Annotated in this window: 16 protein-coding genes and 2 pseudogenes; 3 read left to right on the forward strand and 15 right to left on the reverse strand. The window is 60.8% G+C overall.

Going from position 1 to position 23,256, the window contains the following annotated elements; genetic code table 11:
• Window positions 1-8: 8 nt before the first annotated feature.
• The 3 genes from bcsA (QLG03_RS07945) to bcsR are packed head-to-tail and all read right to left on the reverse strand — an operon-like array spanning window position 9 to window position 3,555.
• Entirely contained in the window at window positions 9-2,627 is a 2,619-nt protein-coding gene (bcsA, locus tag QLG03_RS07945) for a UDP-forming cellulose synthase catalytic subunit (protein WP_023291295.1), read from the reverse strand.
• Window positions 2,624-3,355: a cellulose biosynthesis protein BcsQ gene (bcsQ, locus tag QLG03_RS07950; RefSeq protein ID WP_023291296.1), complete on the reverse strand. Its 732-nt coding sequence runs from the start codon at window positions 3,353-3,355 to the stop codon at window positions 2,624-2,626. The genes bcsA (QLG03_RS07945) and bcsQ overlap by 4 nt, the downstream gene beginning before the upstream one ends.
• A gap of 11 nt (window positions 3,356-3,366) precedes the next feature.
• Window positions 3,367-3,555 (reverse strand): cellulose biosynthesis protein BcsR, encoded by a 189-nt coding sequence (bcsR, locus tag QLG03_RS07955; RefSeq protein ID WP_023291297.1) that lies wholly within the window; start codon window positions 3,553-3,555, stop codon window positions 3,367-3,369.
• A gap of 169 nt (window positions 3,556-3,724) precedes the next feature.
• Here bcsR and bcsE point away from each other — a divergent pair, with 169 nt between their 5' ends.
• Genes bcsE through bcsG form a run of 3 tightly spaced genes read left to right on the forward strand, consistent with a single transcriptional unit; the run spans window position 3,725 to window position 7,148 of the window.
• Complete coding sequence (bcsE, locus tag QLG03_RS07960; RefSeq protein WP_023291298.1) at window positions 3,725-5,278, forward strand: cellulose biosynthesis protein BcsE; 1,554 nt, start codon at window positions 3,725-3,727, stop codon at window positions 5,276-5,278.
• Window positions 5,278-5,475, forward strand: coding sequence for a cellulose biosynthesis protein BcsF (gene bcsF / locus QLG03_RS07965; protein ID WP_004204976.1), 198 nt, complete (start codon window positions 5,278-5,280; stop codon window positions 5,473-5,475). The genes bcsE and bcsF overlap by 1 nt, the downstream gene beginning before the upstream one ends.
• The gene (bcsG, locus tag QLG03_RS07970) at window positions 5,472-7,148 is read left to right on the forward strand and encodes a cellulose biosynthesis protein BcsG (RefSeq protein ID WP_255989271.1); all 1,677 of its coding nucleotides are present in this window, start codon (window positions 5,472-5,474) and stop codon (window positions 7,146-7,148) included. Before bcsF ends, bcsG begins: the two co-directional genes overlap by 4 nt.
• Window positions 7,149-7,254: 106 nt before the next feature.
• On the opposite strand, the gene QLG03_RS07975 is transcribed toward bcsG, so the two are convergent.
• From QLG03_RS07975 to dppB, 12 genes and pseudogenes are all read right to left on the reverse strand, one after another.
• Window positions 7,255-8,256, reverse strand: a complete 1,002-nt coding sequence (locus QLG03_RS07975) for a glycosyl hydrolase family 8 (protein ID WP_186977362.1) — start codon at window positions 8,254-8,256, stop codon at window positions 7,255-7,257.
• Window positions 8,257-8,267: 11 nt separating this feature from the next.
• A complete protein-coding gene (gene bcsD / locus QLG03_RS07980; RefSeq protein ID WP_004204979.1) occupies window positions 8,268-8,744 on the reverse strand; it encodes a cellulose biosynthesis protein BcsD in 477 nt (158 codons plus the stop codon).
• Window positions 8,744-12,796, reverse strand: a complete 4,053-nt coding sequence (locus tag QLG03_RS07985; protein WP_072422194.1) for a cellulose biosynthesis protein BcsC — start codon at window positions 12,794-12,796, stop codon at window positions 8,744-8,746. The genes bcsD and QLG03_RS07985 overlap by 1 nt, the downstream gene beginning before the upstream one ends.
• Window positions 12,793-15,222, reverse strand: coding sequence for a cellulose biosynthesis cyclic di-GMP-binding regulatory protein BcsB (gene bcsB, locus QLG03_RS07990; protein ID WP_180266417.1), 2,430 nt, complete (start codon window positions 15,220-15,222; stop codon window positions 12,793-12,795). Before bcsB ends, QLG03_RS07985 begins: the two co-directional genes overlap by 4 nt.
• Complete coding sequence (gene bcsA, locus QLG03_RS07995) at window positions 15,219-17,330, reverse strand: UDP-forming cellulose synthase catalytic subunit (protein ID WP_050442668.1); 2,112 nt, start codon at window positions 17,328-17,330, stop codon at window positions 15,219-15,221. The genes bcsB and bcsA (QLG03_RS07995) overlap by 4 nt, the downstream gene beginning before the upstream one ends.
• Before the next feature lie 19 nt (window positions 17,331-17,349).
• A pseudogene (locus QLG03_RS08000) lies at window positions 17,350-18,142 on the reverse strand (cellulose synthase operon protein YhjQ/BcsQ).
• Between the two features lies 1 nt (window position 18,143).
• Window positions 18,144-18,683: a cellulose biosynthesis protein BcsO gene (locus tag QLG03_RS08005; protein WP_080820601.1), complete on the reverse strand. Its 540-nt coding sequence runs from the start codon at window positions 18,681-18,683 to the stop codon at window positions 18,144-18,146.
• Window positions 18,684-18,999: 316 nt separating this feature from the next.
• A pseudogene (locus tag QLG03_RS08010) lies at window positions 19,000-19,179 on the reverse strand (hypothetical protein).
• Between the two features lie 18 nt (window positions 19,180-19,197).
• Window positions 19,198-20,211 (reverse strand): dipeptide ABC transporter ATP-binding subunit DppF, encoded by a 1,014-nt coding sequence (gene dppF / locus QLG03_RS08015; protein ID WP_023291307.1) that lies wholly within the window; start codon window positions 20,209-20,211, stop codon window positions 19,198-19,200.
• Window positions 20,208-21,191, reverse strand: coding sequence for a dipeptide ABC transporter ATP-binding protein (dppD, locus tag QLG03_RS08020; RefSeq protein ID WP_023291308.1), 984 nt, complete (start codon window positions 21,189-21,191; stop codon window positions 20,208-20,210). The genes dppF and dppD overlap by 4 nt, the downstream gene beginning before the upstream one ends.
• A 10-nt stretch (window positions 21,192-21,201) precedes the next feature.
• A complete protein-coding gene (gene dppC, locus QLG03_RS08025; RefSeq protein ID WP_032454328.1) occupies window positions 21,202-22,104 on the reverse strand; it encodes a dipeptide ABC transporter permease DppC in 903 nt (300 codons plus the stop codon).
• Window positions 22,105-22,113: 9 nt separating this feature from the next.
• A complete protein-coding gene (gene dppB, locus QLG03_RS08030) occupies window positions 22,114-23,133 on the reverse strand; it encodes a dipeptide ABC transporter permease DppB (RefSeq protein ID WP_002921786.1) in 1,020 nt (339 codons plus the stop codon).
• Window positions 23,134-23,256 lie beyond the last annotated feature (123 nt).

Below are 23,256 nucleotides of genomic sequence, written 5' to 3' on the forward strand. Positions count from 1 at the left end.
CATTATCATCATTGTTGAGCCATTGCCGGGTCTGCGGAGAGCGTCGGCGCGGCGCGTTCAGGGCGTCGGGGTACAAACGACACTATCCATGCCACCAGCGAGGTAAGCGCGCGGAAAATGACCTTCACCGACGGCGGCGAAAACTCCGCCAGGTGACGGTAACCACGGAATCCCAGCTTGAGGATATCCAGCAGGCTTTCCATCGGCTTATCTTCCGGGAAGCTATCCTGCCAAAGCGCCCACGTATCGGCGCGGGCAAACGTACACTGCACAAAATCGATATGCTGCTGGTTGGTCAACGGCAGCAGCTGCAATCCCACTTCGTTGCCGTTTACCCGCGCGACCCGCACCGGGAAGACATACTCCTGCTGTCCCCGTTTGAGCAGCAGCCTGGCGTTCTGCCCCTCCAGCACCTGCGCGTCGCTGTGAATTTTGATCCCCAGCCCGCCGTCGGAATAGTCGTGAACGGTGCAGGAGAACAGATGGCCGTCATCGCGGGCGATGGCCGCCGGCATGCTCATTTCGACACGATGCGACCGGCGGACCTGCTTGCTTTCGACCGAGACCGCCACCGCGCCGCCAAGAATAATCAGGTTGTAGAACACCCAGACAATACTCACCCAGACGGTGAGAATTTCGTTTTCCGGGCCGTACATAAAGCGCCAGATCCCCACCGCGACGCCGACCAGGTTGAGCAGCACGAGGTAGATATAGGGCCGGGAGATCACCCAGTCGACATACTCCTCTTCCACCAGCCCACCCTTCGCGGTGACGTTGAATTTGCCTTTATGCGGGTTAATCAACGCCACGAAGGTGGGCGGCGCGATATACCAGGCGAGCACCGTCTCGTAGATTTCACTCCAGAACGAATGGCGGTATTTGCCCTGAATCTTCGAGTTGGTCAGGCTGGCGTGGATCATATGCGGCAGCACGAACAGCGCGATCATCAGCGCCGGCGCATAAATGATATAGGCATGGAGCAGCAAAAAGGCCAGCGGCGCCGTGAGGAAGATGAGGCGCGGAATACCGGAGAGGAAGTGGAGCATGGCGTTGGCGTAGCAGACGCGCTGCGCCAGCTTCAGCCCCTTGCCAAACAGCGGGTTATCGAGACGGAAAATCTGCACCATGCCGCGCGCCCAGCGGATGCGCTGGCCAATGTGCGCCGACAAACTCTCCGTCGCCAGCCCCGCCGCCTGCGGAATACGCATATAGGCGGAGGTGTAGCCGCGTCGGTGCAGGCGCAGCGAGGTGTGGGCATCTTCGGTCACCGTTTCGACGGCAATGCCGCCAATCTCGTCCAGCGGGCCGCGGCGGATCACGGCGCAGGAGCCGCAGAAGAAGGTGGCGTCCCACATATCGTTCCCGTCCTGCACCAGGCCGTAGAACAGGGTGCCTTCGTTCGGCGTTTTGCGAAAACGGCCAAGGTTGCGCTCAAAGGGGTCTGGCGAGAAGAAATGGTGCGGGGTCTGCATCATCGCCAGCTCTTTCTCTTTCAGGAACCAGCCCATGGTCATCTGCAGAAACGAGCGCGTCGGCACGTGGTCGCAGTCAAAGATCGAGACAAATTCCCCTTTGGCGTATTTCAGCGCATTGTTGATGTTACCGGCCTTGGCGTGCTCATGGCTGGTACGGGCGATGTAGTGCACCCCGACATCTTTGGCAAACTGGCGAAACGCTTCCCGTCCGCCGTCGTCGAGGATCCAGATGTTGAGCTTGTCCTTCGGCCAGTCGATGCCCTGCGAGGCATAGATGGTGTTTTTCACCACGTTGAGATCTTCGTTGTAGGTGGGGACGAAGATATCCACCGTCGGCCACAGATCCATGTCCTCCGGCAGCGGCACCGGTTGGCGGTTCAACGGCCAGACCACCTGGAAGTAGCCCAGCACCAGCACCACCCAGGCGTAGGTTTCGGCGAACAGCAAAATAATCCCGCACACCAGGCTTACCGGGTCGTTCCAGTTCAGCGTCGAGGTGTAGCGCCACCAGATATAGCGGCACGAGACCGTCAGCGACAGCACGATCAGCATCAGCGCCGAGAAGCGGCCGGGGATGCGCCGCACCAGCAGCGCCACGCCCCACAGCAGCATCAGGAAGATAAATTGCGACAGCGGGTTAAAGGGCTGCGTAATACACATCAGCGCCAGCACCAGCGAGCAGCAGGTCACCACTCCGAGGATTGCCCGGCGCAGTTTAGGATTGAGGTGCGCCAGCTCTTTCTGTTTATCCAGATGGCGGGTGCGGGCGTTAACCTGCTCAGGCAGTTTCTCCATCCATTGCGCGTAGCGACCGTGCACCCCTTCCAGCGCCGCCAGCGAACGCCAGTTGACCTTTTTCTCCGGCTCCGGCACGCGGGTCGCCAGCAGCCACAGGGATTGCAACAGATAGCGCAGCGGATCCAGGAGCCGTGGCCGGTGCGGATTAATATGGGGGAAATAGGTGTCATGGTGCGCCAGAATCGCCTGCCAGCGCGGCGTCTCCAGCGGCATGAGCGCCCAGACCAGCGATGCCCACAGGCAGCCAAGCGACGCCGACAGCCAGGAGGCGCCATGCTGCCGGTAGTCGTCATAGCGCGCGCGCAGCCGTTCCCCCACCGGCGGGGCCAACAGCAGCGTGCTGAGGCGGATCATACCGGCCTCCCGCCGGCATAGTGGATCAGGCACCAGTTCGCCAGGGTCAGCACCTCTTCCGCCGCCAGAGAGTCCTGGCGATACTCCCCAAGGGGCTGTTTCGCCGCCAGGCACTCGGCCATCGCCTCGTCGCGGTGAATGGTCACCGGCAGGATCCGCGGCTGGCTCTCGAGCCACAGCTGGTAGAGATCTTCCTGCAGCTGGCTGCCGACCCGCAGATCGTTAATCAGAATATCGCTGTTGGCCGGAAAGGGCTGCTGGTGCAAACGGATATGGCTGTTGGCGTCGGGATGGACCACCACCAGCGAGCGGTCGCAGAGCGTCAGCAGCTCGCGGGTCAACGGCGAATAGCCCGCCGGCAGATCCAGCAGCAGCCAGCGGTACTGGCCCTGCAGCTGCTGTACCGCCTCCGTCATCGCTCCCAGGGTGGGCAGCAGCTGGTCGACGTTTTCTCTTTCGCCCGCGCTGAGCTGGCCAAACGGCAGCAGATCGATATGTTGCGTATAGCGCAGACCCGCGTCGCGCCAGTCACGGCCGTCAAGCAGCGACCGGGCCCAGCCGTCCTGATGATGGATATCGGTGTTGAAAAAAAAGCGCAGCATATTATCCGGGCTGGCGTCGATCGCCAGCACGCTTTCACCGAGCAATTGCAGCGCCCAGGCGAGTGCAGCCGTAATGGACGTGACGCCAGTTCCCCCGCGCACGCCCTGTAATCCCAGAATAGCCATCTCCGGCTTCCTTATTTTTTCTCTGCAAACTCTGCCAGCAGCGGCCAGCGCTTCAGCGCTGCGTTCAGCTGTTCACGCCTCGAAATATCATGATAATCAATATCCGGCAGGGAAAATGCCCGGCTTAGCGCCAAAAAATCATTTTGAAAGGTGTACCCCAGCGTGGCGTCCGTGGGTACGACAGGATCTTTTGCTGGCATATCTCTGTCCGTTCGAAATTTATTATTAAACCAGAGGACGTATACAGCGCTTCCTTAAAAAGCAGGTGTACATGCTAAAACTGATGACCTTTAATTTCAATGTTAGGTTTACTCTGTCAGTTTCGCTAGTAAACTTATCCAGTGTGAATCAGGGCGCACGAGGGATGCCGTGGATAGTGTATTTACTTTGGGTATTTCATCATTATGGGATGAAGTGTGCCATATGCCGGTCGGCGGGGTATGGTGGCTCAACGTTGACCGTTATGCCGATGCCGTCAGTCTGGTTAATCAGACGCTGGCCGCGCAGGCGAAAAACAGCAAAGTTGCCGCGCTGGTCATGGGTGATAAACCTGATGATATCATTTCATTAGATAGCATTCATGGCCCGAATAATATCGCGCTGTTTACCCTGCCGAATCGCCCGGAGGCGCTGGAAGAAATACATCGTGATTTAGTCTGCTCCCTCGAGCCTGGCAATTATTTGTTTATTCTGCTATGCGCTGAAAATGCCTGGCAAAATATAAATAATGAAAAGTTATGCGCCTGGGTGGAAAAAACCAGTCGCTGGGCGCAATATCATCGCTGCACGTTCTTAGCGATCAATCCCGCCCAGGATATCGATCGGCAGCTCACCCCGTTATTACGCGCGTACCGATCCCTTTCCGGTCTGGCAAGTATTCGCTACCAGGGCGACCGCCATCTTTTTGATATTGCCTGGTGGGGAAGCGATAAAGGCATCAGCGCCCAGCAGCAGCTGATGGTGCAACACGACGACGCCGGCTGGCGATTAGCGCAGGATGCTGAAACCAGCGTGCAGCCGCGTAGCGACGAAAAAGCGATCCTCAGCCATGTGCGCGTCCTCGAAGGCGCCCCGCCGCTCTCGGAATACTGGACCTTGTTCGATACCAATGACGAGGTCTTCAACGCCGGGCGCACTGCGCAGGCGGCGACGATCCTCTTCTCCATTACCCAGAATACGCAAATTGAACAGCTGGGGCGCTATATTCATACCCTGCGTCGTCAGCGCGGCACCGCGCTGAAAATTATTGTCCGCGAACAAACCCCCAGCCTGCGCGCGACCGATGAGCGGCTGCTGCTCAGCAGCGGCGCCAGCCTGGTGATCCCCAACAGCGCGTCGCTTTCCCGCTGCCTGACGCTGATTGAAAGCGTACAGAACCAAAAGTTCTCCCGGCGTATCCCGGAAGATTTTGCCACCCTGCTCACCTGGAGCCAGCCGTTAAAGCTGCGGGGCTATCAGAAATGGGACGCCTTTTGCGAAGCGGTGCACAACGTGATGACCAATACCCTGCTGCCGGCCGACAGCAAAGGCGTGATGGTGGCCCTGCGCCCGGCGCCGGGGCTGCGCGTCGAGCAGGCGCTGACGTTATGCAAACCCAACCGGATGGGCGACATTATGACCATCGGCAATAACCGGCTGGTGCTGTTCTTGTCATTTTGCCGAATCAATGACCTCGACACCGCGCTAAATCATATTTTCCCGCTGCCGACCGGCGATATTTTTTCTAACCGTATGGTGTGGTTTGAAGACAAACAGATCCTCTCGGAAATCGTGATCATGCGCGGCGTCGAGCCGGCGCGCTGGAACACGCCGCTGCCCCTCTCGGTCGGTAAAAACGAAACCATCAACGCCACCCACGATGGACGCCACTGGCGACGCTATCCCGAACCACACCGGTTAACCACCCGTGAGGAGCAAGCCTGATGATGTCTATCGCCGATATTCTGCAACTGGTGGTGCTCTGCGCCCTGCTGTTTTTTCCGCTGGGCTACCTGACGCGCCACTATCAGCGCCGGATCCGCACGACGTTAAGATTGATGTTCTTTAAACCCCGTTACGTGAAACCGGCAGGGGTATTACGCCGGGGAACAACGGTTAAGCAAGGCAAAGCGAATAAATGACAAATAAAAAAACGACCGCGGCACCGCTTCCGCTCTGGCAGTACTGGCGCGGCCTTGGCGGCTGGAACTTATACTTTCTGGTCAAGTTTGCCCTGCTGTGGGCCGGGTATCTCAATTTCCACCCGATGCTGAACCTGGTGTTTCTCGCCTTTCTGCTGGTGCCGATCCCGCGTGAAAAGCTGCACCGCATCCGCCACTGGATCGCCATTCCTCTCGGCTTCGCGCTGTTCTGGCATGATACCTGGCTGCCCGGGCCGGAGACGCTTCTTAGCCAGGGCTCGCAAATCGCCGGCTTTAGCGCCAGCTATATCTGGGATCTGATTGTTCGCTTTATCAACTGGAGCATGGTCGGCGCCTTCTTTGTTTTACTGGTGCTATGGCTGTTTATCAGCCAGTGGCTGCGCGTTACCGTGTTTGTCTCCGCAATGGTCGTCTGGCAGGCGGTCAGCCCGTTGCTGCCGGCCTTTACCATTTGGCCTGCCGGTCAGCCCACCACCGCCGCCGCCACCGCGCCGGCCAACGTCGGGACCAACGCCGCCGCTGGCGCCGCGTCCAGCCCGGCCAGCAGCGATATTCCGCCGCAGACCGAGCCGCCGACCTCGGCCAACCTCACCAACTGGCTGAACGGTTTCTATGCCGCCGAGCAGAAGCGCAAGACGCCGTTCCCGGACCAGCTGCCGGCGGATGCGCAGCCGTTTGACCTGCTGGTGATCAATATCTGCTCGCTCTCCTGGTCGGATATTGAAGCCGCCGGGCTGATGGACCACCCGCTGTGGAAGCATTTCGATATCGTCTTCAAAAACTTTAACTCCGCGACCTCCTACAGCGGACCGGCGGCGGTGCGCCTGCTGCGCGCCAGCTGCGGCCAGCTGTCGCATACCAACCTGTATCAGCCGTCCGGCGCCGATTGCTACCTGTTTGAAAACCTGGCGAAACTCGGCTTCAACCAGCAGCTGATGCTCGGCCACAACGGCCTGTTCGGCGACTTCCTGAAAGAGCTGCGTTCGCTGGGCGGCATGCAGAGCCCGCTGATGGACCAGAGCGGTCTGCCGGTCAGCCTGCAGGCGTTTGACGGCTCGCCGGTGTACGAGGATCTGGCGGTCCTCAACCGCTGGCTGAAGACCGAAGAGGCCAGCAACAATCCGCGGAGCGCCACCTTCTATAACACCCTGCCGCTGCATGACGGCAACCACTTCCCGGGACAAAGCAAAACCGCGGACTACAAAGTGCGCGCGCAAAAGCTGTTTGACGACCTGGATAACTTCTTCACCGAGCTGGAAAAATCGGGGCGGAAGGTGATGGTGGTGGTGGTGCCGGAACACGGCGGCGCGCTGAAGGGCGATAAGATGCAGGTGTCTGGCCTGCGGGATATCCCGAGCCCGTCGATCACTAACGTCCCGACGGCGGTGAAATTCTTCGGCATGAAGGCGCCGCATGAAGGCGCGCCGATTATCATCGATCAGCCCAGCAGCTACCTGGCGGTGTCGGAGCTGGTGGTGCGCGCCCTCGACGGCAAAATGTTCAGCGAAGAGAGCGTCAACTGGCAGCAGTATGTCGCCAACCTGCCGCAGAGCGCGGCGGTGTCCGAAAACGCCAACGCCATCGTTATCCAGTATCAGGGCAAGCCGTATGTCCAGCTGAATGGCGGAAGCTGGGTGCCTTATCCGCAATAAGCGACAAGGCCGCCCATGCTGGCGGCCTGACATCGTGAGACGTTCCTGCTCTTCCCTCTCAGCCCGCAGGCATACGGGCTGAGAGGCCTGCAAAGCCATCACCGCGCTAGCGCTGATCCTGTTTCGCCAGCCAGACCAGCAGCTTGAGGCTGGCGGAGTAATAATCATCCTTGTCGTCAATCTGCGGCGCTTCCTGCGGTTCGCCAAGCGTTAAATCACGCACCGCCAACAGGCCGCCGGCCATATTCCACGGGGCGACCTCGTTAGTGCTAACGTTGATCCACGCCGGGGTTTGCAGACGCGGGTAACTCTGCATCCAGGCTTTCCACGGCGCGAGCAAGGCGCTATGCGGATCGACCCACGAGATATACAGCGGGATACGGATCGCATCGAAACTCATCCGCGGCGGCCACTCTTTGGCCGGCAGCATCTTGCCATCCGCCCGCAGCGCCACCCAGTCGCTGGGCAGGTGCGATTTCCCCCAGCCCATCTGCCCCAGCAGCGCCTGCCCGTCACTCTGCAATGTCCGCCAGGCGGTCAGGTGCGTCCGCTCCGCAAAGGCGCGCCAGGCCGGAAAGATGAAATAGGAGGGGTTAAGGTTCAGGTGGTCGTTGCGGTTGAACCCCTTCACCCCCGGGAGCATCACCTGGCGACCGGCGAAAATCACCACCGTATATTTCAGCAGGGAGGCGGTGATGGCATCGGAGGCCGTCGCGTAGCGCTTGTCCTGCCACTGCTTTTGCGCGCGCAGCAGCGCCCAGGCGATCAGGGTATCGCCATCGGTGGCGTTGTTTTTATCGGCGATCGGGTCCGGCGCCACCGGGTTATAGCGCCAGTAAAACAGCCCGTTAGACTTGTCGCGCAGGGTGCTGTCCGTCCACTGCCACAGTTTGTCGAACGCCGGGCGATCGTTATTCGCCACCGCCAGGAGCATGGCGAAGCCCTGGCCTTCCGTATGCGACACATTGCCATTGGCGGTATCAATGATACGACCGTCCGGCATCATAAAACGGGCCTTATAGCGCTCCCATGCCGTATCCGCCCACGCCCGGGGCACCAGCATCACTGCCGTTGTCACTATCACCGCCACTAAAGCACGCAGGGGCATAAATTCACTCTTTATGGATGGTAGTAAAGAAACTGAACGTCAGAGACGGAGAACACCCGCTCACGCTGCAATATCACGTGAGCACTGCCTCCCTGACTCTGCAGCCAGCGAGAATATAACCCCTCGAGTATGGCACAGAACGCGTTGCACCAGCGCACGCGCCCCGCGTCGTCGCGGCTGACCGGCAACGCCTGATGGCGCAGGCGCAGGCCGTCCTCGCCGACGTCGATGGTCACCACCCCCCAGTGGAAATGGGTCAGCAGCCGGTTGATATTCGCCTCCAGCTCCCCCACGGTCTCCGACGCCGGCAGCGGATGGGTCTCCGCCAGCGAAGCGCCCATCTGACGCAGGAACGGCTGGCTCTCCAGCTCGCCGGCATTATTGAGCATACCTTCGACCATAATAATCAACAGATCGAACCATCCGGCAGGCGTCTGCTGCTGCTGAAACCAGGTCATCACCACCGGGTTATTGTTCTCCGTCATCATCAATGATCTCCTAACATATAGCGAATATAGAGCCCGGCGGTGCTTTCGTTATAATCCCCGAAGGTGTCATAGCCAATCTGGCCCCCCAGCGTCATCTGTTTGTTGACCTTGTAATCCGCCCCGGCGCGCAGGGTATAGCCGATGCCGCTCTTCGAGGTCGCGGAATAGTAGGCTTCCTTGGCAAACCCGTTGCTTACCGCCGTCTCCAGGGTTTGCTGCCACTCCGAATTGGTCGGGAAATAGGCGCTCTTATCCTGGCTGTAAGACTGGTAGCCCACCGAGCCGCCGAGCTTCATGGTCCAGTTATCATATTTCTCCGTCAGACTGACCGGTAGCGACACGCTGACGTAGTTTTGCGGACTAAAGTAGCCCCCCTGGCCATAGGTGAAGTAGCTGAGGTTTTTGGAGTAATCCATATAGCTCATGCTCAACCCGGCCTGCAGCTGGCGGTATTCGTCATGATAGGGCCGCAGATAGACCCCGGCATTGGCATTGATGCTGGTGTTGCTGGCGACGTTCTGTCCGAGATAGCTGTATCCGCCGCCGCCAACGTAGAAGCCCGCATCGCCGTCGTCATAGCTCAGCTGCAGGGTGCCGCCGTTTTTCGTCACCTGCCCCCAGTTTTTCCCGGAATAGGCATCCTTCAGACCGACATAAGAAAGCAGGCTGTCGGTCAGCGAGCGGCGTTCGCCGGTGAGGATCAGCGACAGATAGTTGGTCAGCTTGGGCGACCATTTCACCCCGCCGACAACGGTATTAAGATCCTGGCCCAGCGGCGTGCTGCCGATATCGACCCGGTAATCGTCGCCGCTTAGCGCCAGCGCCAGTTCGACGCCGTTGGCCTTCTGCGAATCGGTCGAGCCGCTGGTCTGGTCAACGTTCGGCTTGCGGCTGGACGAGGAGAGATAGCTGGCCACCTGCCCCGAATCATAGCTCCCGAGCTTGGCCAGGTTTTCCATCCCGCTGCTGGTGGTCGGATTGAAATCCGCCGCGTTCAGGGTGCCGAGGCCGCTTAACGCCTCCGCGCCCGGATTGCTGGCAAAATAGGCCGTCCGCTCCGCCTCGGTCATCGCGGCGATCGCCGCCTGTTCGCTGGTGGCGGTACTCACCATATTGGAGACCGCATTGGCCAGCGGGTTGGCGCCGTAGCGACGCCAGGCGTCGCCGCTGGCGGTCCCGGCGTTTAACGACACCGGGGTGACGGTAAAGTCAAAGCGCGAGTCGCCAAACGGCGAGGAGGACCAGGTCAGCGGCGTTCTGAGCTCCGTCAGCTTGCTGGTGCCCGATTCGCCGTCGCGTCCGCGCACGTCCATTCCCCCCTGCAGCCAGCTGCCGGTTTTCTCCTGCAGCGACTCCATCATGGTGTCCACCTGACGCAGCATCCGCGTCTGGGCGGTGTCCACCGGCAGGTCGGTGCGCTGGATCCCCGGCAGCGAGGAGCCGGGCGCGGCGGCCGACTGGGCGACCTGCCACGGCATATACTGGCCGTAGGCGGAGGCCGTCCGCGTCGGCGCCGACGTTTGCGACACGCCGATAAAGGGGTTATCCGCCGCCAGCACCCCGCCGACGGTCGGCGTTTCGCTGCTGTTGGTGCTTTGCATGCCCAGCAGTTTGCCCCGGGCGCTGCGCAGGTAGGTCATCGCCTGCTGATGATGACCCTGGGCCTCCGCCACTCTCGCCAGCAGCAGCAGGCGATCCGGGGAGTTATCCTGACGCAAGCCGCCGGCCAGCTGTTCAGCGCGATCGTTGTTCCCCGCCGACAGCGCCACGTCGATGGCCCCGGCGCGCGCATCCTGGTTCGGCGTATCGCGCGTCATCAGGTAGTCATAGACCACCCCGGCCTCTTTGTTCATTTTGCCGCTCTGGTACAGCCGCGCCATGGCGAACATCAGATCGGTGTTTTGCGGATCGCTTTGCATGGCGCGGATCAGCTTGTCATACGCCGCGGCGTAATTGCCCTGCTCGCGCAGGCGATCGGCCTCGTTGATCACATAGCCATTGCGAATGCTCGCCAGCTGCGTCGGCGTACTGCTGGCCTGCAGCTGCGGATTGCTGATCAGGTTCTGCGCCTCGCCGGTCAGCCCGGCCTGGTTCAGGACGGCGATCTGATCGGCGTAATCGCCGGCGTTGCCGGACACCCCGCCGCTGATATTGTTGCGCACCAGCGATACCGCGGTGGTCAGGTCGCCGCTCTCGGCCAGCAGCCGCGCCAGCTTGCCGGCGTCCGCCGGGGCTTTCGGCGGCGTAGAGGCCATCGCCCGCAGGGTATTGCTGGCGGCGATGGTATTGCCCTGCGCCAGGTAGTTTTCGGCCGTCACCAGCTGCAGGTTGTAGTTCACCCGCTGACGTAAATCGCGCATGTCGCTGGTCTGGCTGCCGCCGGGAATGCGCGACAGCAGCGTCTGCGCCTGCTGCCAGGCGCCGTTTTCGCTGGCGAACAGCGCGGCGGCATACAGCGCGCTGTTGCTGGCGCCGGGGCGATAGGCCGCCGACATCAGCGAAGAGGCCTCGCTGGCGTTACCCGATTTTTGCAGCAGTCGGGCCAGATCGAGACGCAGCCAGGGATCGTCCGGATAGCGGGCGACGCCCTGGCGCAGGGTGGCAATGGCGCCGGCTGGGTTACCGCTGCTGACCTGCGCCTGGGCCTGGCGGCGCAGGGCGTCGCCCGGGACGCCGGCCACCACTCGCGGCTGCAGTTTTTGCTGCAGACTCTGCGGCAGCGTCTGCAGCATCGCCTGCGCCTCGGCGGATTTATTCTGCTCGCGCAGCACGTAGTAGAGGTTTTCCCGCGCCGCCGCATTCTGCGGATCGTCGTTTAACAGTGAGCGCAGCGTTTGCTCGGCCTGGGGTAAATCTTTGTTATGCCGCAGCACATCGGCGCGAAACAGCTTCGCCGAGGCGCCCCGCGCCCCGCTCTGCTGCGCCAGCGGCGCGGAGAGCGCCAGCGCCTGGCTGATATTGCCCTGCTTATAGGCCTGCTGGGCCTGCGCCAGCTGGCCGTAGAACAGGGCATCGGCCGCCTGCTGACGGCGGGTCGCCGAAGCGTCGCCGCCGAGATCGGCCGCCCGGCTCAGATATTGTGACGCGGCCTGGTAGTCGCCGCTGCGCTGGGCGATATAGCCCATGCCCGCCAGCGCATCGGCATCCTGCGGGTTGGTCTGCAATACCTCTTCAAACTGCTGTTTCGCGGCAGCGGTATTGCCGCTGTTGAGATTGGCGTAGCCCTGGCCGCGGGCCTGACCGCTGCGCCGTTCACGAAAGTAATTCTGAACTTCGCTATCCTGCGGATGCCGCTGCATCCAGGTATCGTAATACTGCTCATCCCCGGCCTGCGGGCCCAGCCAGAGCAAGGCCTGACGCAAGCCGCTGTCCGCCTCTTTATTGCCGCTGGCCATCGGCTCGAGCAGGGCGATCCCTTCCCGACGGGTCTCTTCCCGCCAGGTTAACGCTTTGCCCAGCGCCACCCGCGGGGCGTTCTCCTGCGGATGCTGCGCCACGTACTGCCGCAGTTCGCTGATGGCCTGCGGATAAAGCGATTTGTCGCTGGCCATGGTCAGGTAATATTCCGCCGCCAGCCCGGCAGGCGGCGTATTGCCATTGAACATGCTGCGCCAGGTCGCCAGCGCCCCGGGGATATTGCCGCCGCGCGCCTGCTGGCGGGCCAGGCTGAGCTGGCCCTGCGGCACCTGCGACATCTTTTTGGCGTTGTCCAGATCCTGCAGGCCCGGGCTATCCGGCGCCGCTTTCGCCAGCCGCGCGCGCCACTGCGCCGCCGCCTGCATATCGCCGCCCTGCTGCGACCAGAGCGCCATCAGATACAGCGCCTGGGTGTTGTTGGCATCCACCGAGAGCACCTTCTGCAGGGACTCCATCGCCAGCTCGTCGTGGGATTTCTCATGCCAATAGTTGGCCTGGGCGAACAGCGCCTGCAGCGCCGCGTCGTTACCCGCCGCCAGCGCGCCGCCAGAGGCGCCGAGAGCCAGGGCGCCGGTGAGGCAGAATGTGGTGAGCCGCCGGGAGCTTTTCATCGTTATCGTTATCTTTCTTTTCATTGGTTATCCCCCGAACCCAGACGCTTACGGGCGTGACGTTTAAACATCGCGGTCAGCGCCAGTCCCATTATCGAGGTGGCAATCAGCCCCAGCAGGGCGAGGAAACCGGAGTGCTGGCTGGCATACCAGACCGCCATCATGTACCACGGCATCTGACCGCTGGGGAACGGCGTACTCACCTGGAAACTGCGCACCCCGTTATCGCTGGTGATCACCGCGGTATCGCCACGGATCCCGGCGTTGATGCGCGGCGAGTCCAGATCGTTTTTCAGTCGCGCCAGCTGGTCATCATTGCTGGCCATCGCCACCACCACCAGGCGGGCGGGGTTCCACGGCGAACGATAGCTGATAAACCCGCGCCAGGCGCTGCTGGACGAGAAGTAGCGATCGGCGTCGAGGCTGGCGGAGGTCCAGTCGCCGGTGAGCCGGCGCTGCGCTTTTTGCCACAGATCGGGCTCGCGGACGCTCAGCACATTATCCACCGGGCGGTAGGGTGAATCGGCCAGCAGGCTCTGGTTGAAGGCCTGCTGATCGAGAGCGGTGACCGCCAGCACGTCACGTTCGCGCAGCGACTGCAAATCCCCGCCGCCGGTGGGCATCCCGAGAACGACGCGGTTATTCGCCAGCGCGGTGCCGGTCGCATTCCCGGAGCGCGCGGCCAGATTCAGCAGGGTCGCCACCTGGGTCTCAGACGGTTCCGCCGGCAGCAGGAGCGTCGTTTGCGAATAGTCCGCCAGCCGCGAGAAGGGGAACGAGGCGCCGACGAAATAGGAGAGGTTTGGCAGCAGCGAGAAGTGTCGCGTCTTGCTCAAATCAATCCAGGAGTCGTCAGTGATGCGGCTCTTGATATTGTTATTCAGCAGCACCTGGCACGGAACATCGTCCTTCGGCACCACATTGAAGTACATCGACAGCTGGTTATCGCCGTAGATCAGGTAGGGGGCCAGCGGGATGGTAAAGCGCTCCTGGCGCGCATCGCCGCCGAGGTGGCGCCAGACTTTCTCCAGCGGCCCCTGCTTGTTCATCGGCAGGTTGTTGAGGAAGGTGCCATTGAGCGTGACGCTCAGCAGGGACTTATCCTCATTGATCCAGTTTTCCGACGGGAAGCGGTAGCCAACCTGCAGCGGGATCGTCTCGCCATCCCACAGATAGAGGTCCGGGGCGGCGCGGAAGGCGATACGTAAAGGTTCATGCCAGACGCCGCTGACGGTCGGGCTTTGATCCTTACGCAGCAGTTCGCTGAGCCTGACCGGACGATCGGTGGGGATCCAGCGCGGGGCATCATACGCTTTGCCAACCGGGATGGTCTGCGGCTCGACATCCAGCGTCGCGGTTTGCGGCGCAAAGTTGCCGCGGGTTAACCGCCAGGCAGCCATGCGCAGCGCGGTATCGTTTTTGCCGACGATCAACAGCAGCTTATAGGCCGGATTGGCGGGATTGGCGATGATGCGCAGCAGCGGCTTATCGGTTTCCGGCAGCGTCATACCGCCCACCTGCTCGCCCGGATGGCCAATCACGATGCCGTGGCGTTCCGGCAGGCGGTCGCGCAGCGCGCTGAAGGCGATGCCGCGATAGTCCGCCTGGATACCCAGCCAGGAGGAGACCAGCGCCGCGGCGCTGAAGACGTCGGCCGACGGCTTCGCTCCATAGGAAACGGCGATGTCCGCCGGCGTCATCTGCATGCTGTCGAAGAAGGGACGCGGGAAGTGGCTCAGATCGTCGCTGATGTTCAATTGCTGGCTTTCCCAGCTGAAATGCGACGTGGGCAGCACCGTGACCCGCGACGAATCATGAATGTCACGCTGGCACTGCAGGGTATCGCCATCGTTGATCTTCACGCTCAGGTTATTGCTGGAGACCATCAGCGCGGGCGGGATATCCAGCTGATAATGGGAGACATCCTCGCCATCGGCGCCCAGCGGCAGGGTGCCGAGCGGTTGACCGTTGAGCATCAGCTGTAGGGTGGCGTTGCGGCTCGCCATTTCCGGCGATACGCGAACGGCAAGGCTGAGCTGCGAATGGATCACCACCTGATCGGAAGGCAGGGTAAAGCTGACGCCCCCCTGCCGCTGACCGCCGCTGAGGATAATGCCGTCCGGCATCCCCATCTGCGCCAAATTCAGGTCGCCTCCCCAGACCGGGGCGACAGGAATGACCTCCGGCGCGGCCGTAGCGCTCACCGGCGGGGGTAAGTCCGGCATCTCCGGCGCAGGGGCCGTCGCCGCCGCATCGCCGTCGGTGGCGGGGGCTGCCGGAGAGGCGCCCTCCTCCGGCGAGGCAGCCGGGGGTTCGTCGCCTGGCTCGCTGTCCGCCGCGCCGTTGAGCTGCGGGAAGCTCAGCGGGGCGGCGGCGCCCGGTTCTTCACTGTGCAGCGCAGGCGCAGAGAGCATCCCTGCCAGCAGCGCCAGCGTCGTTAATCGCTTCATAACGTGCCATCCTCCTGCGCCGTTTTCGCCACTGTTGCCCGATTGCGCTGGCTGCGACGGGTTTTCCACGTCAGCCAGAACAGTTCGAACACGCAGCGTAAAATGGTGAAGAAGGAGCGGAACGGGTTATCCTGCGGGCGCGGCGGATTAATCCAGGCATCCGCGCGGGCCAGCACAACGCGCACCAGTTCACGGCGGCGCGAAAGCGGAATATCTTCATCAAACTTGAGGCGCAGGAAGCGCTCGTCAGAGGTGACCAGCTGCGCCGGGATCGAAATAGCCCCGGACTGCAGGATCAGCTCAATCTCTTCGATATCATCCTCCAGATGGCGCGTATCCGGCGCCACCACGCGGCAGCCGCCCATCGACAGATCCTCGGTATGGCTGCGGGAAACGATGCCGCTGGCGTAATGGATCACCACCGGAATATCGACATCGATACGAATGGTTTTCCGCACCTGCCGCGTTTCGCGCGCTACGGCAATCGCCGCCAACAGGAAGATCAGACTGTAGATCCCCCATCCGACGTTGAGGGCGATAACGTTGGGGTCCGAGCCAAAGTAGTCATGGCCAATCGCCCGGACGATGCCGACGATCACCCCCAGCGCCAGCAGGCAGGCCACCACCAGATGCGGGCGCACCACGGTGAAATCGAAGTAGCCGACGTCCAGCAGGCCGCCCTTATCGGTGACGTTGAATTTGCCGCGCTTGGGGAAAATCATCGTCACCAGGGTCGGCAGCACCAGGTGGAAAGCCAGCACAATATCGTAGATTTCCCCCCAGAAGCTGTAGCGATAGCGGCCGTTCATTCGCGAACCGACGTAGATGGCGAGAAACAGGTGCGGCAGCGCATAAGAGACGATCAGGCTCGCTGATGAGTAAATAATATTGAGGTTAAACAGCAGGTAAGCCAGCGGGGCGGTGACAAACACCACCCTCGGTAGCGCGAACTGGTAGTAGAGCATGGCGCTGAGATAGCACAAGCGCTGCTGGAAGGTCAGCCCGCGGCCAAACAGCGGGTTATCAACGCGAAAAATCTGCGTCATCCCGCGCGCCCAGCGGGTACGCTGGATAACGTGCACCACCAGGCGCTCGGTGGCGAGGCCAGCCGCCAGCGGAATATCGAGAAAGGCCGATTTCCACCCAAGGCGCTGGAACTTGAGCGCCGTATGGGCGTCCTCGGTGACCGTTTCGACGGCGAAACCGCCGATCTGCGCCAGCGCCTCGCGGCGGATCACCGCGCAGGAGCCGCAGAAAAAGGTGGCGTTCCAGTTATCATTACCCTGCTGAATCGGGCCATAGAACAGCATCCCTTCGTTCGGGATATTGCGCCCGACGGAGAGGTTGCGCTCGAAAGGATCCGGGGAATAGAAGTAGTGCGGCGTCTGCACCAGCGCCAGCATCGGATCTTTCAGAAAGCCGCCGACGGTGGCCTGCAGAAACACGCGCGTGGCGACGTGGTCGCAGTCGAAGACGCAGATAAGCTCTCCCTGGGTCAGGGTCAGCGCGTGGTTGAGGTTCCCCGCTTTGGCGTGCTTGTTGTCGTTGCGGGTGATGTAGCCCACCCCGACGTCGGCGGCGAACACGGCAAACTCGCTGCGCTTACCGTCATCCAGAAGATAGATTTTCATTTTATCTTTTGGATAATCAATACATTGTGCCGCGAGGACGGTGTCACGCACCACCTCCAGCGGTTCGTTATAGCTCGGAATATAGATATCGACCGTCGGCCACTTGCTCATATCATCCGGCAGCGGAACAATGCCGCGCTTCAGCGGCCAGACCGTCTGCAGATAGTTAAGCAGCAGCATCACCCAGATATAGACTTCCGCCAGAAAGAGCCCCATGCCGAGAATGGTTTCAATGGCTGAGTTGAAGTGCAGGGTCTGCGTGAGGCGAAAATACATGTAACGGGTGGACATCAGCAGCGAAGCGACGACCATAATCACCGAGATGCTGCGCCGTTTGCTGAAACCCATCAGAAACAGAATACCAATGCTCAGCAGACCAAAGATGTACTGCTTCTGGCTGTCCATCGGCGTGATCACTACCAGCACGGCGACCGGAGAGAGCACCAGCGCCAGCAACCAAAAAAGAGATTTTTTCATTCAGCAGCCCTGCAATAAGTTAAAGCCCTGACATGCGTGGCTGGCTGTGCACCGTGCCATCGCCAATATGGATACCCAACAGCGAAGATATTTTTTTAGCAATAATTTCAATATCGAAGGCCGCTGCCGAGGAGGCGTTAAAGTCCAGAATCGACTTCTGCGACGCATTGGCCTCCACCACGCTTTCATCACGATGGACAATGCCAAGCAGTCGTTCGCCCAGTTTTTCTTCCATCAGGCTGGTGACATCCCGGCTGACCTGGCGACGGCTATCGCTTTGGTTAATGACGAAATAGTGCCCATGCTTGTCATTCAGCGCCGCGCCGGTCAGGCGCTGTTTTTCCACGTGCGCCAGGGTCGACATCGAGGCGGTATCCGCCAGCAGCGGGATCAGATGCAGGTCCGCCAGACCCGTCAGCGCCTTTAGCGCCGGCGAAGGCCCTGGCGGCATATCGGCGATGGTGATCAGCCCGGGATAATTCAGCAGCGCGGAGAGACCGCGCTGGAGAAAATGGTCGTTGTGAGTCAGTTGCTCATCAAACGCCTGACGCTGCGCTTCGCTCACTTCGCCATACGGCAGGACGAAAATATTGCTGCCGGCGCTCAGCACGCACTGGCTCCAGTCGTGCATTTCCAGCGCCTTCGCCACGTAGCCGCGCTCATCGTTCAGCGGCACGCCAAAATGCAAACGCAGGGCGTTCTGGACGTCAAAATCCAGCGCCAGAACTTTGCTGCCGGTCCGCGCCAGCGCATAGGCTAAATTGGCCGCCAGGGTCGTTTTCCCTACGCCACCTTTCGGTGAACAGACGCAAATCAACGGCATGTTGCGATCCTTTCCAGAAGTGATTTCAAAGGCTGGTCTTTATTTTTCGTCACCGGCTCTGCGCTTTTCGCCGCGAACAGGTGGGCATAGTTCTCGGCGGCGGGCGCGGGTCGGGGGGCCATTCTCGGCGGCGGAGCCATTGCCGGTTCAGGCGCCGGGATGGGAGGCGCAGGGGCCACCGCGGGCTCCTGCCTGACCGGCTCCGGCGCGGCTGCGGCGGTCTCCACGACCGGCTGCGGGGCCGCTGGCGCGGCCGGCGCGGCAGACGCTACAGGATCAGAGGCTGGCGCCGCTGCTACGGCCGCCTCTACCTGGCGGAACAGATCCGCAGGCACCGACTGCGGCAACGGCGCGGAGACCGAGCCTCCCAGCGCCAGGGAAGAGGGTTTCTCTGCGCCGGGATTCAGCTGATTGAGGATCGCCCAGTCTCCATGCTCCCGCGTGGCGGCTTGCGATGAAAGATCCTGAAATTTGAGGTTTTGCGTCCGCGTTTTTTCCTGAAAGCGCTGCAGATCATCATAATGGTTCATTGATAACCTCATGATTTTAAAAATTTCATATTAAGTTTGTTGTTATTTTCTGGGTATATTTAAAATATCGTGACGTCTCTGGTATGGCAGAAAAAGCGCCGGTGGAGACGTACCAATACACACGATTGACAGGGTTATAATAGTTGAGATTTTGATTTTCGGTGTGATTCCACGGCAGAAGTATCGCTACACTAACATTTCCCTTTGAGAAGAATAGCCCCATTTTTTAGGTATGCGTACATCCTCAAGCCCCGCAACCACCGCGCTTCCCATTCGTTTTTATATAAAGGTATTTCGCGATGATAGAATCATAGCGTCAGATAAGCGAAAGAATAAACCTGAACCATTTTAATTTCTCTTTAATTCTATAAAAATGGACTGAAAGTCTTATTTTTTCGGATAATCGACGAAGAATGCTCCGAGAGCGTGGCATTCACTGCGATAAAAGGCGATATCGTCGGATTTCATCTCCGGCGGGAGAGAAGCTCCCGGTCATCGGACCGGGAGCGTGCCATCAGGCGTGGGGCTTTTGCGGATTCTCATCCTGGTCGACGGCAAAGCAGGCCACCAGCTGGCCGCCGTAATCCTTCAGCTGCGGCTGAAGCTGGGTGCAGGGGCCGAAGCGCCGGCGGCAGCGCGCGTTGAAGGCGCAGCCCGGCGGCGGATTCAGCGGGCTCGGCAGCTCGCCGGTCAGCTTAATCCGCTCGCGACGGTCGTCCGGGTTCAGACGCGGCGTCGCCGACAACAGCGCCTGGGTGTATGGATGACGCGGATTGTTAAAGATCTGCTCCTTGGTGCCCTTCTCCACGCAGCGGCCGAGATACATCACCATCACTTCATCAGCGATATGCTCGACGACCGACAGGTCGTGGGAGATAAACACGTAGGACAGTCCTAAATCCTGCTGCAGATCCATCATCAGGTTCAGCACCTGAGCGCGTACCGAAACGTCCAGCGCGGAGACCGGCTCATCGGCAATCACCACGTCCGGATCGAGCATCAGCCCGCGGGCAATGGCGATACGCTGGCGCTGACCGCCGGAGAACATATGCGGATAGCGATCGTAATGCTCTGTTTTCAGGCCCACTTTCGCCATCATCGCCAGCGCTTTTTCGCGGCGCTGCTCTTTGCTCAGGCTGCTGTTAATCAGCAGCGGCTCTTCCAGAATCTGCCCCACTTTTTTACGCGGGTTCAGAGAACCGTAGGGGTTCTGGAACACAATCTGGATTTTTTGCCGCCGCAGCTTCTGCGCCTGCGGGTCGTGCTTAAGCAGATCCTGCCCCTGATAATAGAGCTCGCCGCCGGTGGGAATTTCAATCATCGTCAGCAGACGACCGAGGGTCGATTTACCGCAGCCCGACTCCCCCACCACCGCCAGCGTTTTACCGCGCTCAAGGGTAAAGGAGACGCCGTCCAGCGCCTTCACCAGCCGTTCCGGGGCGAATAACCCCTTCTTCACCGGGTAGTGTTTTTTCAGATCAATGGCCTGCAACAGCGGTTGTGGCGTGGCGGCCTTTTGCGTACTCATAATCCAGGCCTCCCGGCATCATCGAGTGGGTAGTGACATTTAGACTGGCGGCCGCCAGTGAGATCCGCGAGCGCCGGCTCTTCACTACGACATTTATCCGTAGCATAGGGGCAGCGCGGGTTCAGCAGGCAGCCGTTGGGACGGTCATATTTCCCCGGCACCACGCCCGGCAGCGACGCCAGACGCGCTTTATCCTGGGCGAACTCCGGCAGCGCGCGCAGCAGCGCCTGGGTGTATGGATGGCGCGGCGCGCGGAAAATATCCTTCGCATCGCCAGTCTCCACCACCTGACCGGCATACATAACGATAATTTTATGCGCGGCCTCGGCCACCAGCGCCAGGTCGTGGGTGATCAGCACCAGCGCCATATTCTCCTGCTGCTGCAGATCCAGCAGCAGCTCGATGATCTGCGCCTGAATGGTCACGTCCAGCGCGGTGGTCGGTTCATCGGCAATCAGCAGTTTTGGCCGACAGGCAATCGCCATCGCGATCATCACGCGCTGGCTCATCCCGCCGGAAAGCTGGTGCGGATAGACGTCCAGCCGCGACGCCGGATCGGGAATGCCCACCAGATTCAGCAGGTCGATGGCCCGCTGGCGGCGGGTTTGCTTATTGCCGCCCTGATGGACTTTAATCGCTTCCATAATCTGGTAGCCGACGGTATAGCACGGATTGAGGCTGGTCATCGGATCCTGGAAGATCATCGCCACCTCCGCCCCCACCAGCTGGCGCCGCTCTTTTTCAGAGATGCGCTGCAGATCGCGGCCGTTAAACTCCAGTTTGTCCGCCATCACCCGGCCGGGGTAATCAATCAGGCCCATAATCGCCAGCGAGCTGACGGATTTACCGGATCCAGACTCCCCGACGATGCCGACCACTTCGCCCTGCTTCACGCTATAGCTGATGCGGTCCACGGCGCGGAACGGCGCGTTTTCATCGCCGAAATGCACCGATAATTTATCTACATTCAATAACGCCATCTCGAACCTCTTACTGCTTCAGTTTGGGATCGAGCGCGTCACGCAGACCGTCACCCATCAGGTTAAATGCCAGCACCGTCAGCAGGATCGCCACGCCCGGGAAGGTCACCACCCACCAGGCGCTCTGTGCGAACTGCAATACGTCGGAGAGCATGGTGCCCCACTCCGGCGTCGGCGGCTGCGCGCCCATGCCGAGGAACCCCAGCGCGGCCATGTCGAGAATGGCGTTAGAGAAGCCCAGCGACGCCTGAACGATCAGCGGCGCGAGACAGTTAGGCAGAATATTGACGAACATCTGGCGCATCGCCCCGGCGCCCGCCACGCGGGAGGCGGTCACGTAGTCGCGGTTGACCTCCACCAGCACCGCCGCGCGCGTCAGACGCACATAGTGCGGGAGCGCCACGAAGGTGAGCGCCAGCGAGGCGTTGACGATGGAGGGGCCGAAGATAGCCACCAGCACCAGCGCCAGCAGCAGACTCGGCAGCGCCAGCATAATATCGACGACGCGCATGATGATCGAGTCCACCACCCCGCCGAAATAGCCCGCCACCAGGCCGAGCACCACGCCGAGGATCAGCGACAGGACCACCACCAGGCAGCCCACCAGCAGCGACAGGCGCGCGCCATACATCAGGCGAGACAGAATATCGCGGCCCACGTCGTCAGTGCCGAGCAGATGCGCCAGGCTGCCGCCCTCCTGCCAGAACGGGGGCGCCAGCAGCGAATCACGGAACTGATCCGCCGGGTTATACGGGGCGAGGAAGTTGGCGAACACGGCGATAATGATCATCACCGCCACGTACACCAGACCAACCACCGCCCCTTTATTGCGCTTGAAATAGTGCCAGAACTCCTGCAGCGGGGTCATGGGCACCGGCGCAGCGATAACTTTATTTTCAGTAACTTGTGACATGATGGCCCCTTACTTCTTATGCCGGATACGCGGGTTCACCACGCCGTACAGCAGGTCGACCAGCAGGTTGACGAGGATAATCATCGTCGCCACCAGCAGCACCCCGCCCTGCACCACCGGATAATCGCGACGCTGCAGCGCGTCGATCAGCCAGCGGCCTAAACCAGGCCATGAGAAAATGGTTTCCGTCAGGATGGCGCCCGCCAGCAGCGTGCCCACCTGCAGGCCAATCACCGTGACCACCGGCAGCATCGCGTTACGCAGCGCGTGGATCACAATCACCCGCATCCGGGTCAGGCCTTTGGCGCGCGCGGTACGGATGTAGTCTTCGCCGAGCACTTCCAGCATCGACGACCGGGTCATACGCACGATCACCGCCAGCGGAATGGTGCCCAGCACGATGGCGGGCAGGATCATATGCATTAAGGCGTCAATAAAGTCGCCCTGCTCGCCCCAGATGGCGGTGTCGATCAGCATAAAGCCGGTCAGCGGCAGGGTATCGTCAAGGAACACCGTATCGCTGATGCGCCCGGAGACCGGCGTCAGGTTCAGCTGTACCGAAACCAGCATAATCAACATCATGCCCCACCAGAAGATAGGCATCGAGTAGCCGGTCAGCGCCAGGCCCACCGCAGTGTGGTCAAAGATGGAGCCGCGTTTTACCGCAGCCAGCACGCCCACCGGAATGCCGACGGCGACGGCGAAGATCATCGCGCAGACGCCCAGCTCAAGGGTGGCTTTAAAGCGTGGGACAAACTCCTGCCACACGGGAATGCGGCTTTTCAGCGAGATGCCTAAATCACCGTGCAGCACGCCCCAGATATAGTGGGCATATTGCTGCCACAGCGGCTTATCAAGGCCCATTTCGGCCAGCAGCTGCGCGTGACGTTCGGGGGAAATACCACGTTCGCCCGCCATAATCATCACCGGATCGCCGGGGATCATATGGACGAAGGCAAAGGTGAGAAGGGTGATACCGATAAATGTCGGGATGACAAGTCCCAGACGTCGGAGAATAAACTGCAACATAACCCGGATTCTCTCTAGTGACGCCCCGCCTGGCGACAGGGCGTCTGTATTGCTCACAAAAGCATTCCCCGGAATAGCGGGAATACGCCCCCCACCTCTCCCACACGGGGAGAGGGGGTCAGG

Source organism: Klebsiella sp. V115_8 (assembly GCF_029967715.1).
GTDB classification, from domain to species: Bacteria; Pseudomonadota; Gammaproteobacteria; order Enterobacterales; family Enterobacteriaceae; genus Klebsiella; species Klebsiella quasipneumoniae.